Annotated in this window: 12 protein-coding genes and 1 other annotated feature; of the genes, 10 read left to right on the top strand and 2 right to left on the bottom strand. The window is 65.6% G+C overall.

Annotated features, from left to right (window positions below; all coding sequences use genetic code 11):
* Positions 1-206: 206 nt before the first annotated feature.
* Positions 207-1,919, top strand: coding sequence for a 2-hydroxyacyl-CoA lyase (locus PQI07_RS02545; RefSeq protein WP_043387479.1), 1,713 nt, complete (start codon positions 207-209; stop codon positions 1,917-1,919).
* Between the two features lie 12 nt (positions 1,920-1,931).
* Here the strand turns inward: PQI07_RS02545 and PQI07_RS02540 are convergent, their stop codons facing one another.
* Positions 1,932-3,236, bottom strand: coding sequence for an MFS transporter (locus PQI07_RS02540; protein WP_051976261.1), 1,305 nt, complete (start codon positions 3,234-3,236; stop codon positions 1,932-1,934).
* A gap of 265 nt (positions 3,237-3,501) precedes the next feature.
* On the opposite strand from PQI07_RS02540, the gene PQI07_RS02535 reads away from it, so the two are divergent.
* The 3 genes from PQI07_RS02535 to PQI07_RS02525 all read left to right on the top strand — a co-directional run bounded on the left by PQI07_RS02535 (position 3,502) and on the right by PQI07_RS02525 (position 7,252).
* Positions 3,502-4,158, top strand: a complete 657-nt coding sequence (locus PQI07_RS02535) for a GntR family transcriptional regulator (RefSeq protein WP_043387481.1) — start codon at positions 3,502-3,504, stop codon at positions 4,156-4,158.
* Positions 4,159-5,023: 865 nt separating this feature from the next.
* On the top strand, positions 5,024-5,932 hold the full coding sequence (locus tag PQI07_RS02530) for a helix-turn-helix domain-containing protein (RefSeq protein ID WP_051976262.1): 909 nt from the start codon (positions 5,024-5,026) through the stop codon (positions 5,930-5,932).
* An 819-nt stretch (positions 5,933-6,751) separates the two neighbouring features.
* Positions 6,752-7,252, top strand: coding sequence for a hypothetical protein (locus PQI07_RS02525; RefSeq protein ID WP_043387483.1), 501 nt, complete (start codon positions 6,752-6,754; stop codon positions 7,250-7,252).
* A 36-nt stretch (positions 7,253-7,288) separates the two neighbouring features.
* Here the strand turns inward: PQI07_RS02525 and PQI07_RS02520 are convergent.
* A protein-coding gene (locus PQI07_RS02520) for an IS3 family transposase (RefSeq protein WP_091995070.1) occupies positions 7,289-8,517 on the bottom strand; the annotation gives its coding sequence in 2 pieces (ribosomal slippage) (positions 7,289-8,229 and positions 8,229-8,517; 1,230 coding nt in all).
* Positions 8,120-8,236: a sequence feature (AL1L pseudoknot), on the bottom strand. It overlaps the preceding gene by 117 nt.
* A gap of 210 nt (positions 8,518-8,727) precedes the next feature.
* Here PQI07_RS02520 and PQI07_RS02515 point away from each other — a divergent pair.
* From PQI07_RS02515 to istB, 6 genes are all read left to right on the top strand, one after another.
* Entirely contained in the window at positions 8,728-9,663 is a 936-nt protein-coding gene (locus PQI07_RS02515) for an IS110 family RNA-guided transposase (protein ID WP_274925977.1), read from the top strand.
* A 72-nt stretch (positions 9,664-9,735) separates the two neighbouring features.
* Positions 9,736-10,026, top strand: a complete 291-nt coding sequence (locus tag PQI07_RS37695) for a methyl-accepting chemotaxis protein (RefSeq protein ID WP_342462078.1) — start codon at positions 9,736-9,738, stop codon at positions 10,024-10,026.
* A complete protein-coding gene (locus PQI07_RS37690) occupies positions 9,909-10,175 on the top strand; it encodes a hypothetical protein (protein ID WP_139239498.1) in 267 nt (88 codons plus the stop codon). Before PQI07_RS37695 ends, PQI07_RS37690 begins: the two co-directional genes overlap by 118 nt.
* Positions 10,176-10,262: 87 nt before the next feature.
* On the top strand, positions 10,263-10,403 hold the full coding sequence (locus tag PQI07_RS02505; protein WP_274925976.1) for a hypothetical protein: 141 nt from the start codon (positions 10,263-10,265) through the stop codon (positions 10,401-10,403).
* Positions 10,404-10,494: 91 nt separating this feature from the next.
* Positions 10,495-12,033 (top strand): IS21 family transposase, encoded by a 1,539-nt coding sequence (gene istA / locus PQI07_RS02500; protein WP_053609000.1) that lies wholly within the window; start codon positions 10,495-10,497, stop codon positions 12,031-12,033.
* An 11-nt stretch (positions 12,034-12,044) separates the two neighbouring features.
* A complete protein-coding gene (istB, locus tag PQI07_RS02495; protein WP_053608999.1) occupies positions 12,045-12,788 on the top strand; it encodes an IS21-like element helper ATPase IstB in 744 nt (247 codons plus the stop codon).
* Positions 12,789-12,925 lie beyond the last annotated feature (137 nt).

Genomic DNA, 12,925 nt, shown 5'->3' with positions numbered 1-12,925 from the left:
GGCTCTCGCTATTGAATTCCGAACTCCGTATGCCATCGGTACGATCGTGCAGGTTGAGCGTCAAGATAGAACTTATATTGCAGCGCAGAAGCCGGCGTCCCCTTGTGCGGCAAAGGCAGACGGGACTCTGAGTCAAGAATTTCGCGCTGAGGACGGAATTCAAACCGACTCGCGGGACTGCAACGTTGGGCTGAGCGGAGGAACTGATGTGCACAACCGAGGAACACCAAGCCGCGTCTGTGATCGCGCGGTTCCTCAAAAATTGGGGGGTCGAGCGGGTCTACGGCCTCTGCGGCGGCCACATCATGCCGATCTGGATGGCCGTCGATGCCGCCGGCATCCGCATCGTGGATGTGCGCGACGAGCGCGCGGCCGTACACATGGCGCAGGGTGAGGCTGAGGTGACAGGCGCCCTCGGCGTCGCCTTGGTGACGGCGGGGCCGGGCGTCACGAACGCCATGACCGGCATCGCGAACGCGCACGTCTCGCGTGCGCCGATCCTGATCCTGTCGGGGACACCGCCGCGGACCCAGGAAAACCGGGGCGCTCTGCAGGACCTCGACCACGCGCGCCTGGTCGGCCCGATTACCCGCTATGCCCGCACCGTGCGCGAGCCTGGCCTCATCCCGCAGGAGCTCGCGGAAGCGGCGGCCCGGGCCCTGGGGGAGGGGGGCGACCCGGGGCCTGCCTACCTCGACGTCCCGACCGACGTGCTGCGGGCCGACGTACCCGCACCGCTCTTGCTGCCTGAACTGATGCGCCCTCGGGTCCTGACGCGGCCGCGGCCCGATCCCGAGGCGGTTGACCGCGCCGTCGACTTGCTGGTCGCAGCCAAGCGCCCATTGATCGTCAGCGGGCGCGGCGCACGCGGGGCGGGGCCGCAGCTCCTGGCGCTGCTCGACCGCCTCGGTTGTCCCTATCTCGACACCGGCGAGAGCCGTGGGCTCGTGCCAGATGATCACCCGTCCGTGGTCGCCGCGATGCGCGGCCGCGCGATGGCCGAGGCCGACCTCGTGGTCACGGTCGGCCGGCGTCTCGACTTCCAGCTCGCCTACGGCTCGCCAGCGGTATTCAGCGCCGCGCAATTTCTGCGCATCGCCGGGGCGCCTGCGGAACTCCGCGACAACCGCCCCGGGACGGCAATTCTGGCCGATCCCGGGGAGACGCTGACGGCGCTGGTGCGCGGCGTCGAAAAGCGCGAGCCGCTGGTCGATCGAGCCTGGGTCGATGCATTGCGGGTTGGCCATGTCGTGCGGGTCGACAAGCTCCGCGAGCAGGCCCGCGCGGCGCCCGATGGTTCAGATGGGCTGATGCACCCGAACCGGCTGCTCGACGCGCTGCAGGCGGTCGCCGGCTCTGAGGCGATCATCTGCACGGACGGCGGCGATTTCCTCAGCTTCGCCCGGGTCGGCCTCTCGGCCCGGATTGTACTGGATCCCGGGTCGTTCGGCTGCATCGGCGTCGGCGTACCCTATGGGATCGCCGCCGCCCTCGCGGCGCCCGAACGGGACGTCGTGGTCGCCACCGGGGACGGCGCCTTCGGATTCAACGCCATGGAGCTCGACACCGCCCAGCGGCACGGGGCCAAGGTCCTGTTCGTGGTGGCTAACAACGGAGCTTGGCAGATCGAAGTCCACGACCAGACCGTCACGCACGGGCGCGTGGTCGGGACGCGGCTCCAGCACGCCGACCACGCTGCGATGGCCCGTGCCTTCGGCCTGTACGCCGAGCGTGTGGAGCGGGCCGACGCGCTGCCCGCGGCTCTCGCGCGGGCGATGGCGAACCGGCCGGCCCTGCTCGACGTGTTGGTGACCGGGGAGGCGGTCTCGTCGGATGCAAAGAGTGGCCTCGCCTGGGTCCCAGACCTGCAGCCCCTTGAGGCTTGGGACCGGGCCGAGCGGGCTTGGCGCGCCGGCTGAGCGGGACCGGGGTCAGCGATTTACGAGGCGGGCCGGGTTGATGAAGACGAGGAGCGCGCCGATCACGAGCGTGGCGCCGAGCACCATCACCCCCTGTCCGGTGCTGCCGGTGGCGTCCTTGACCCAACCCAGGAGGTACGGGCTCACGAAGCCCGCGACGCTGCCCACCGAGTTTGCCACCGCGAGGCCGGTCGCCGCTGCCGCGCCCGTGAGAACGCTCGGCGCCAGAGTATAGAATTGTGGGATGCAGGTGAGGGTGCCGGCGGACGCGACCGTGAGAGCGGCGAGTGCCATCGCGGGGCTGTGGGCCACCAGCACGCTGGCGATGAGCCCCGCCGCTCCCACGAGGGCGGGGACTGCGAGATGCCAACGCCGCTCGCGCTGGCGGTCCGAACTCAATCCGACGATGTACATCGTCACCAGCGCCCCCGTGTAAGGGATCGCGGTGAGCAGGCCGACGGTCAGCGGATCCTTGACCCCGCTATCGCGGATGATCGTCGGCAGCCAGAAGCTGAGACCGTAAAGACCCATGGTGAAGAAGAAGTAGGTGCCGCTGAGCAGCCAGATCCGGCCGCTGGTCAGACCGTGGCGGGCGGTGTGCAACGGCTTCTCGCGCGCCTCCGCGGCGATGTCGGCGGCGATCTGCTGTTTCTCGTCCTGTGCGAGCCAAGCCGCCGAGGCCGCGTTGTCGTCGAGCCGGAATAGGCAGACAATCCCGAGCAGCGAGGCGAGCAGACCTTCGATCAGGAACATCCACTGCCATCCCTGGAGGCCAGTCGCTCCATGGAAGGCGGTCATGATCCAGCCTGACAGCGGGCCGCCGACGATGCCCGAGAGCGGGATTCCCGCCAAAAACAGCGCCGAGGCTTTGCCGCGATAGGCGGAGGGGAACCAAATGGTCAGGTAGTAGATGATCGCCGGGATAAATCCGGCCTCCGCCACGCCCAACAGGAAGCGGAGGACGTAGAAGCTCGTCGGCGACGTGACGAACATCATGGCGGCTGAGATCACGCCCCAGGTGATCATGATTCGCGCGATCCAGTAGCGGGGACCAAATCGCACCATGATGATGTTGCTCGGGACCTCGAATAAGGCGTAGCCAACGAAGAACACGCCCGCTCCCAGCCCGTACACCGTTTCACTGAATTTCAGGTCGCTCAGCATCTGTAGCTTGGCGAAGCCGACATTCACGCGATCGAGGTAAGCCGCGACGTAGCAGAGAAGTAAGAACGGCACGATCCTGCGCAGCAATCTCCCGTAGAGAGCATCGCGCGAAGGCAGATCGGTGACCGGGGCCAGCGTGAGACCGCTCGACATAACGTCCTCCCTCTGTAATAGAGCTAGTCTATTATTGTGACTTGGTGGATCGAGCCCGGAATATTCTATCGGCGTTGGCCGATCACAGTCCCATTCGCATTTCCAGGGAGCACGCCGGTGGCGTTCCGGCGAGGAAATTGCTGTTCGGCGCCGTTCGCGGCCTCGAACTCGGAATTCGGTACACGGAACGCAGCGTGCAGAGCGCTTGCTCTTCTGTCAAGCGGGCGTGATATCGTTGTCGTGTTCGCGTATCGGAGGACGGGGCTTGCAGTCACTCGAGCCATCGACGAGCCTCGTCGATCAAGCCTATACCGTGATCCTCGACGCTTTGTGTGATGGCACGTTCAAGCCTGGCGAACGACTCACGCAGGACGACATCGCGGCCCGGCTCAGCGTCTCACGCCAGCCCGTCACCCATGCGCTCGCGGTGCTGAAGGCGCAGGGCTTCCTGATGCAGTCAGGTCGTCGCGGGCTCACCGTCACCGCCGTCGAACCCGAATTTTTCCAGGCGATCTATCAATTCCGCTCGGCCGTCGAGCCCCTCGCGGTCAGCCTCGCGACACAGCGTCTGACTAAGAACGCCATCGTGCGCGGGCGCTCGCTGGTGGAACACGGTCGCAACTTGGTGGTGGCTGGCGACGCGCGCGCCACACTCCAGGCCGACATGGATTTCCATGCCTTCATCTACGAGCTGTCCGGCAATCCGATCATCGGAGAGACCATGCGCCTACACTGGCTCCACCTGCGCCGAGCGATGGGTCAGGTGCTCCGCTATCCGGGCATGTCGATCAGCGTGTGGCAGGAGCACAGCCGCATTCTCGAACGTATGATCTTCGGTGACGCGGCCGGCGCTGCAGATCTGATGCGCCGGCATGTTGTCGAGGCCTATGAGCGGGTCCGGATCGACCCGGAGGCGAAATAAGACATCCGACTGGGTACGACCGGAGACAGCCTCCGAGAACCCGGAGAAGACGCCGCGAGATTATCACAATCGGGAACAGATTTTCGATTCAAGAACTAGAATTTTGAATAACGCTGCGATTTGTGAGACCTCGCGACCGCTGTAACTGAATGGGCCTTGAGAGATCGGGTACGAGAGCCTCAGGTTGGGTGCGACGCAACGTCGATTGATACACCGCAACAACCGACACACCGCACCATATGAGGATCTCGCAACATCTGAGAGCCTTCGCGACGGAGCTTTCGCCGCGGAGCGAGCGGATCCCGACACCGCGCACGGCCACGACTCTTATTCTCGGTGTCACGTTCGAGAGCATTCTCTTCTCGCCGTTCCGGTGCTGCAATGTCCGGGCAAGCGCTGAAAGCCGCGCTTCTGCGAGGTGGTCAGGCGAGACCTGGGTCGTCTCGTGGCCTGCGCCGAAGCGGTGTTCGCCCGTCCCTGACAGGCGGCACGACAGAAACCGTCGTCCTGCACATGGGCGGCCAGCCCGTGCGCTCTCGATCCTCGGGTTTGAAGGTGCCACTAGGTGGCACCCACAGCGATTGGCAGACGTGATGCGCGTCGCCGCACCGCCGCGACCTGCGCGCTACGCGCTCCTCGCGGCCCGGGCTGCCGGATCATTCTGGCGCCTCTGCGTATCTCGTTCCGCCGGCCCCTGTGCAGTGCTGCTGATGCAAACCTTTCACCTCCAATCGTGCGCGCCGCCCGACTCCTGCAAAATCGCCCGAAGTGGGCGGGCATCCCGGCTCGACTTGGCCGAGGCTGTTCACGCGTGCGTGGGCGGAAGGCGTCAACAATCGAAGCACTCCGGCTTCGGAGCGCTGCGATGAGCCAGGTCCTGTCACCGGAGTCAGATTGGGTCCATCACGGCGAGCTGCCCAGCATCACTCACCAGCTCGCGACTGCCGAGTGGGCCTTCTACGACGTCCGTTACGCGGCTCCCGGCTCGTGCGAAGGGCGCGCCACGCGCCTGCACATCTCTCATCGACCCGACGCGCTGCGCCTGGCCTCGAACATGCCGTGCGACGCCCCGGCTGCTCCAAGCGCGGCCGTCTTCACGCCGGGACAGACCGTCCGCTGCGGCTGGCACGGCAGCGGGCGCGGTCGCCATCTCATGCTCGCGCCAGAGTTCGTCGCAGCCGTTCTCGGGGACGAGACCGCGACACTCTCAGCACGATCGTTCGCCGACAATCGGCAGCCGGACGCAACCGATGCGGCGATCGGCCAGCTCATGACAGTTTTCGCCGACGAGATCGCCCGTGCGGATCAAGCCGATCCGCTCTTCCTGCAGACCCTGGCCGCCGCGCTGGTGCACTACGTTGCCCGGCACAAGCCGTCGCGAACGAGCGCGCGCGGCGGCCTCGCCCCGAGGCAGTTGCGGCGGATCCTCGATGCAATCGAGTCGCGGCTTTCGGAGCGGCTGGATCTGACGGAGTTGGCCAGCGTGATCGGCACTAGCACACGCTATCTCTGCAGGGCGTTCCGGCAATCCACCGGGCACTCACCGCACCAGTACATCCTTCGGCGCCGGATCGACCGTGCTTGCGATCTGATTCGCTCCGGTGATTTGTCCCTCGCCGACATCGCTCACGCGACAGGGTTTGCCGGCCACAGCCAAATGACCGCCACCTTTCAACGTATCCTGCAGGTGCCCCCCTCACATTTCCGGACGCAATACCGCTCGCGGCCACCCCACATCGCTGAGCGGCCTTCGCAACCCGATAGCAAGGCGTGAGGGACCCTTCGTTCGGTCAGTCCAGGCGGGGATCCATCGCTGGCCGAGAGCGCTTCCGGAATGTTCCACCGCGGCAGACGTATATCGGAGCGCGTTGGCTTTCTCAGATCGGCCGCCAGCCTCAGCACCGCGGTCCTTTTCCTACCTCGTATCCCGCGGCGCGTTCTCGATTAAGCAATTCGTTCCCGCACCTGCAAAGACAACGACTTGAAAGTCGCTTATCTGAGGTATCATCACATCGGCATGATGTCTTCGTACGAGCGCGTTCGTCAGTGATCATGTAACACGTTCGCTGTGATCGCTGAAGGCTACGTCCTTTGTGCTTCCCACGTCTCAACAACGGGGTACCTCGGCCCGACCGACCGTCGGGCCGTCTTTTTTAACCGCTTCCCCCACGCCGCGATCAGCACTCGCTTTGGCAGAAACATTGCTTTGACAATGGTATGGCCGTGTTCCATTTTGAATGCTCCGTCTACCGTCGCTGTGTCAGCGGCCTTTCGGTTGCCAGCGAGCAGATCGTTGCTCAGACCGAGGCGGAGGCGATAGCTGAAGCGAACGCCCGATTTGCGCGTCTTCTAGCCAGCCGAGCCGGGTGTGCAGCCTTGAGAGACGATGCTGGTCGGATTGTCTGGACTCTTCGCCGCACGGACGCGAGACGAACATGAACGAGCCCATCCAAGCCGCTTACGCGGCTTTGGATGAGGGTTCCGGCCTTTCGACCGCGGCCAGGTCCTGACCGATGGTCCACAGCACCCAGGCCGAGGCTTGGTCGCGGGTGATCACCCGCCCACCCTGACGAACGTCGATCTTGATACCCCTGTGGCGCACGTGACCCGCAGAGACGAGATCGGCATCCTGGCGCGTTCGCTGGCTGTGTTCAGAGACACGCTCGCAGCCAAGCGCGTCTCCGACGAAGCTGCTGAAGTTGAGGGGCAGGCGCGGACGATCCGTGCGGAGACGTTGGACGAGACCGCCAAGCTCTTCGAGCAACGTGCCGCCGGGCTGATATTGGCCCTTTCGGAAGCCGCAACCAGCATGGAAGTGACCGCGCAGTCGATGACCGCTTGTGCCGACCAGACCACAGGCGAATCGATGGGTGTCGCCATGGCCGCGCGAAAAACCTTCGCCAATGTTCAGACCGTGGCTGCGGCGCCTGAGGAATTTGCGACCTCCGTGCAGGAGATCGCCGCACAGGTCGCAGACTCGTCGCGGATCGCCGGCCAGGCCGTCGCAGTCGCGCGGCGCGCGGGCGACATCGTACAGGCTTCCGCGGCGACGGCCGAACGCATCGGTGTGGTGGTTGTGCTCATCGACGGCTGAACCGCTCCGAGTTTCCCGGAGGCCGTTTGGTTTGGGTCAGGCGGCCAAGGCTTGGACCTCGGCCTGGGCATAATAGCGTGCCTCCGCCTCGGCGGGAGGGATGTGGCCGATCGGTTCGAGCAGCCGGCGCTGATTGAACCAATCTACCCATTCGAGCGTGGCGTACTCGACTGCCTCGAATGAGCGCCATGTCCCGCGCCGATGGATGACCTCCGCCTTGAACAGGCCGATCACCGTCTCGGCCAGAGCATTATCGTACGAATCGCCGACGCTGCCGACGGAGGGCTCGATGCCCGCCTCGGCGAGGCGCTCGGTGTAGCGGAGGCCCACGTATTGCGATCCGCGGTCGGAATGGCAGACGAGGCCGCTGCCGGCGAAGGGGCGGCGCTCGTGCAGGGCCTGCTCCAGGGCATCGAGCACGAAGTCCGCCCGAGCCGAGCGTGAGACACGCCAGCCCACGATCCGGCGGGCGAAGACGTCGATCACGAAGGCCACGTAGACGAAGCCGCTCCAGGTCGCCACGTAGGTAAAATCCGCGACCCATAGCCGGTTCGGGCACGCGGCCTTGAACTGACGATTGACCCGGTCGCGCGGACAGGCCGCTGCCGGATCTGGGACGGTGGTGCGGACCTTCCGCCCTCGGACGACGCCAGCCAAGCCCATCGCCCGCATCAGCCGGGCCACCGTACAGCGCGCCACCACGATCCCCTCGCGGGCGAGCTGTCGCCAGACCTTGCGCACGCCGTAGACGCGGAAGTTCGTCTCGTACACGCGCCGGATCTCGGCCGAGAGCGCCGCGTCGCGCCTGGCTCGAGCCGGCAGTCTCCCGGGATCGGCCCGCCGCGCGGCATGGGCACGATACGTCGACGGGGCGATCGGCAGCACCCTGCAGATCGGCTCGACCCCGTAGAGCGCACGGTGCTCGTCGATGAAGGCGATCATGACCGGAACCGGCGGTCGAGCTCCGCCTGGGCAAAATACGCCGACGCCTTCCTGAGGATCTCGTTGGCCTGCCGGAGCTCGCGGACCTCCCGCTCCAGGGTCTTGATCCGCTCGCGCTCGTCCGTGGTCGGCCCTGTACCCTTGCCTCGATCTCGCTCGTCTTGGCGAACCCACTTGCGCAGCGTCTCGCCAGAGCAACCGATTTTGGCCGCGATTGACTGGATCGCGGCCCATTGCGAACCATGCTCGCTCTCATGCTCCCGGGCCAGCCGGACTGCCCGCTCGCGAACCTCAGGGGAAAAGGGTGGGGTATGCTTCGTCATGGCTCCAGTCTCTTGTCTTATGAAGGAATGGCTCCTTGGCTGGGGCTGCATCGAAGGGTCGTTGCCCGTCATGCAGGGGAATGCGGGCCGAAATTCTCTTGGTCGACACAGGACCGCTCTTGAGTGTGGCCGCTCTCCAAAACCTTCACCGACTTGAACGGATACAGGGGCTTCGGGCCCGTATGACAAGACGAAGCGGCGAGGCGAAACATGCAGCAGACCATCGGGATCGACATAGCTAAGGATACCCTTGACGCCTACCGGTTGGGCGATGGGCATCGGCTAAATGTCGACAATAATCGTGAAGGCCATCGGCTACTTCTGAAATGGATCGGAAAATGTCAGAAGATACTGATTGTCTTCGAGGCCACAGGACCCTATCATCGCGAGCTAGAACTTGCCCTTGGCGGCCGAGACGTACCGTTCGTCAAGGTCAACCCGAAGCAGGCGCGCCGATTTGCTCAGGCAACCGGCCGTCTGGCGAAGACCGACCGCGTCGATGCTGCCATGCTGGCTCGGATGGGCGCCGCTCTTGAATTGCAGGCTCAGACGCCGAGGCCGAAAAGCTTCCACGACCTGAGGGAGCTGCTCGCAGCACGCCGAGCGCTCATCAAGGATCGGGCCGCCGCGAAAATTCGCCGCTCCGTCGCGACACTTCCTCTGCTCAAGCGGCAGCTGGAAGATCGTCTTGCCCTGATCGACAAGGATGTGAAGCGGATCGACACCGAACTGGCGAGGATGGCCGCACTGGACCCCGACCTCTCGAGGCGAGTTGCCATTCTGCAAACCATTCCTGGGGTCGGCGAGGTCACCGCCGTTACGCTTACCATCGACATGCCGGAACTCGGCGAACTGGAAGGCAAGCAGGCCGCCAGCCTGGCCGGACTTGCTCCTGTCTCGCAACAATCAGGGCGATGGCAAGGCAAGGAGCGGATTCAAGGTGGGCGGGCCGCGCTACGCCAAGCGCTCTACTTTCCCGCCATCGTTGCCGCGCGCTTCAACGTGGACCTCAAGCTTATCTATGATCGGCTGACCGCCGCCGGAAAGCAGAAAAAGGTCGCTCTTGTGGCCATCATGCGCAGGCTCATCGTCATGGCAAACGCCCTCATCAGGGACAATCGGCCCTGGGCTCCAAACCACACTTGACCAACACGGATACTCAAGAGTTGGAGCCTCCGAAAATCCCGGGGCGGTTCAGGCATTGCGAAGCAGACCAATTTGCTAGCTCTGAATGCGACGATTGAGGCTGCGCGTGGCTTCGCGGTGGTCGCTACCGAGGTCGAGGCGCTAGCAAGCCAAACGTCGCGTGCCACAGAGGAGATCGCCAGTCACATCGAGCAGGTTCAAACCACGACGCACGAGGCGGTGTCCGCGATCGCCTCACCAGTACAATGGGTGAGATCTCAAGCATCTCCACGGCGATCGCCGCGGCTGTCGAGCAGCAGAGTGCAGCCACCCGCGAGATTGCCCGCAACGTTTCGGAAGCTGCGCAGGGCAGCGAGCATGTGACCTGTAGCATCAATCGCGTTCAGGACGGCGCGGGTCAGACGGAGGTGGCAGCCGCCCGCGTCCCGAGCGCGGCGCGTGACCTGACCCGTCATTCAGAAAGCCTGCCAAAGTCTGTCAACACATTCTTGGCTCGCGTTAAAACGGCCTGAGCATGCGCTTTGATGTCCGGATCCCCATTGTCGAGCCCATCGCAGGACCTCCTCCTTCAGGAGGAGTGTCAAAGGCCGGGTCTGACCATGCTGTTGCTCATGGTGGCGACCATCGCGTTGAATCTCGGCCTGGGCGTGGGGATGCGGATTCCGACGGAAGCCGGCCACCCATTCCGACGCGAAGCCGGCCAGCGTTCCGATTTGATGTCGGCCACCATTCCGAGATGAAGCCGGCCACTCGGTAGCCGGCATCGGCGACGGCGCATCCCCGTGGGTCAGCAACCGCGGCATCCCAGTCCTCGACCACGAGGAGGATGGGATGCCGGCCAGGAGAGAGCTGACCATGCGACAGATCAGACAGATGCTGCGGCTCGCCCATGAGGGGGTGAGCGCGCGTGAGATCGGACGAACCCTCGGGATCGCCCGCTCCACCGTGCAGGACAACCTCGGCCGAGCCAGCGCTGCCGGCCTGACCTGGCCACTCGGCCCCGAGGTCGGCGACACGGTTCTGGAACAGCGCCTGTTCGCCCGAGCCGGAGTGAAGCAGGGCCTTCGACGGTTAGCCGAGCCAGATTGGCCGTCGCTGGTCCGAGAGATGCGCCGGCCTGGAGTCAACCTCACGGTGCTGTGGGAGGAGTACCGGGAGGCTCATCCCGAGGGATACGGCTATTCCCGGTTCTGCGACCTGTACCGCGAGTTCGAGCGCCGCCTCACCCCGGTGATGCGCCAGCACCATGCGGCCGGCGACAAGGTCTTTGTCGACTATTCCGGCAAGCGGATCGCCATCGTCGATCCGGCCACCGGTGTGGTGCGCGAGGCCGAGATCTTTGTCGCGGTGCTGGGCGCGTCGAGCCTGACCTACGCTGAGGCGACCTGGACGCAGACGCTGCCCGACTGGATCGGCGCGCACGTCCGCCTGTTCCGCTTCCTCGGCGGCGTCCCCCGCCTCGTCGTCCCGGACAACCTCAAGAGTGCCGTCCACAAGGCCTCGTTCTACGACCCGGAGATCAACCGCTCCTACGGCATGATGGCCGACCATTACGGCGTCGGCATCCTGCCAGCCCGGCCCCGCAAGCCGCGCGACAAGGCCAAGGTCGAGGCCGGCGTCCGCTTTGCCCAGAGCTACATCCTCGGACGGCTACGTCGACAGACGTTCTTCTCACTCGCCGAATGCAACGCCGCCATCGCCGTGATGGTGGAGCGCATCAACGCCCACCTCATGCGCCGGCTCAGCACGACCCGGCGCGCCCTGTTCGAGGCGATCGAGCGGGCGGCGCTCCGTCCCTTGACGGTGGAAGACTACACCTTCGCCGAGTGGCGGCTGGCTCGGGTCAATCTCGACTATCACGTCGAGGCGGCCGGCTTCCTGTACTCGGTGCCCCACGCCCTGATCCGCGAGCAGGTCGACCTCCGCATCACCGCGCGCACCGTCGAGGTGTTCCACCGCGGTCAGCGCGTCGCCGCCCATGAGCGTCGCTATGCCGGCCAGCGGCACGGCACCGATCCCGAGCACATGCCCAGCGCGCATCGGCGCTACGCCGAGTGGAGCCCCGAGCGCTTCCGGCGCTGGGCACGCGGCATCGGCCCGGAGACCGAGGGTCTCGTCGTAGCCATCCTCCACGACCGTCCTCACCCAGAGCAGGGCTTCCGGACCTGCCTGGGCATCCTGCGCCTCTATCGCGGGCTCGCCCCCGGCCGGGCGGAGGCTGCCTCGGCCCGGGCCGTGGCCATCGGTGCGCTCACCTACAAGAGCATCGCCTCGATCCTGGCCAACAGCCTCGACCGCACCGCGCCGTCTGCCGAGGCCGCTCCCGTCCTGCTCCACCCCAACCTGCGCGGCCCGCGCTATTTCCATTGACGGAGACGACGATGCTCACCCATCCCACCCTCGATCTCCTGCGCGAGCTCGGCCTGACCGGCATGGCCTCGGGCTTCAAGACGCTCGATGCCAACCCAGAAGCCGGCGCGCTCTCGCACGCCGAGTGGCTCGGACTGCTGCTCGAACACGAGGCCACCGCCCGTCGGCAGAAGCGCTTCGAGACCCGCGCCCGGGCCGCGCACCTGCGCCATCCCGCCAGCATCGAGGATGTCGACTACCGCAGCCATCGCGGCCTCGACCGTGCGCTGTTCCTCAAGCTCGCCACCGGCGACTGGATCCGGACCCGGCGTAATCTCGTCATCACCGGCCCCTGCGGCGTGGGCAAGAGCTGGCTGGCCTGCGCGCTCGGGCACAAGGCCTGCCGAGACGACCTCTCGGTGCTGTACTACAGGGTCCCGCGCCTGTTTGCGGCTCTCAGCTTGGCGCGCGGCGATGGTCGCTATGGCCGGATGCTGCGCCAGATCGCGCGCGTGAACCTCCTGATCCTCGACGATTGGGGACCCGAGCCACTCCTGCCCGAGCAGGCGCGCGACCTCCTGGAGATCATCGAGGATCGCTACGACACTGGCGCGACCCTGATCACCAGCCAGGTGCCGGTCGACCGCTGGTACGACATCATTGGCATCCCCACGCTCGCTGACGCCGTTCTCGACCGGCTGCTGCACAACGCTCACCGCATCGAACTCGCCGGCGAGAGCCTACGCAAAATCAAGGCGGCCGAACCTACCGCTTGACCTGCTGAACCGACCCCGTGATCTTCACCTCCGACCCACGGGAGCGCCTCCGCCACCGGCCGGCTTCAGATCGGAATGGTGGCCGGCTTCGCCTCGGAACGACGGCCGGCTTCAAATCGGAATCCCCGGCCGGCTTC

This window comes from Methylobacterium sp. 092160098-2 (assembly GCF_028920805.1).
Taxonomy (GTDB): Bacteria; Pseudomonadota; Alphaproteobacteria; order Rhizobiales; family Beijerinckiaceae; genus Methylobacterium; species Methylobacterium fujisawaense.
Note: the sequence above shows the minus strand (reverse complement) of the source record. Positions and strands in the feature narration are given on the sequence as shown.

Bases quoted from the DNA above. Each gene is read 5' to 3' on its own strand.
- PQI07_RS02545 (WP_043387479.1), top strand. From the start codon at position 207: ATGTGCACAACCGAGGAACACCAAGCCGCGTCTGTGATCGCGCGGTTC.
- PQI07_RS02540 (WP_051976261.1), bottom strand. From the start codon at position 3,236: ATGTCGAGCGGTCTCACGCTGGCCCCGGTCACCGATCTGCCTTCGCGC.
- PQI07_RS02530 (WP_051976262.1), top strand. From the start codon at position 5,024: ATGAGCCAGGTCCTGTCACCGGAGTCAGATTGGGTCCATCACGGCGAG.
- PQI07_RS02515 (WP_274925977.1), top strand. From the start codon at position 8,728: ATGCAGCAGACCATCGGGATCGACATAGCTAAGGATACCCTTGACGCC.
- PQI07_RS37690 (WP_139239498.1), top strand. From the start codon at position 9,909: ATGGGTGAGATCTCAAGCATCTCCACGGCGATCGCCGCGGCTGTCGAG.
- PQI07_RS02505 (WP_274925976.1), top strand. From the start codon at position 10,263: ATGCTGTTGCTCATGGTGGCGACCATCGCGTTGAATCTCGGCCTGGGC.
- istA (WP_053609000.1), top strand. From the start codon at position 10,495: ATGCCGGCCAGGAGAGAGCTGACCATGCGACAGATCAGACAGATGCTG.
- istB (WP_053608999.1), top strand. From the start codon at position 12,045: ATGCTCACCCATCCCACCCTCGATCTCCTGCGCGAGCTCGGCCTGACC.